Origin of the sequence: Leifsonia sp. SIMBA_070, assembly GCF_046534635.1 — a bacterium.
Lineage (GTDB): Bacteria > Actinomycetota > Actinomycetes > Actinomycetales > Microbacteriaceae > Leifsonia.
The window spans coordinates 1-234 of record NZ_JAWRYK010000977.1; the positions used below are offsets into that span (position 1 = coordinate 1).

Sequence of the window (234 nt, forward strand, 5' to 3'; positions counted from 1 at the left end):
GTCGATGTCGGTGCGGGTGATGGTCTGGACGAGGTTGCCGCTTTGCGACGGGAGCGCGACCGTTATGCGGCGCTATGCGCGGCATTGCGGGCCGAACGAGCCGCGCAGGACGAACTCGTGTCGCTGCTCGAGGAGGAAGCCGCGCGGTTGCGCGAGCCTCGGGAGGCCACGACCGGTATCGACGCCGGCCTGACATCGCTGTGCGTCGACGGCGCGGCGGATGTCACCGGGTAC

The 234-nt window shown here is 69.7% G+C and carries 1 protein-coding gene; it reads left to right on the plus strand.

The window, feature by feature from the left end; genetic code table 11:
• Positions 1 to 234 (plus strand): hypothetical protein (locus SB754_RS23085; RefSeq protein ID WP_410784577.1); only part of this gene is annotated, 234 nt, incomplete at both ends.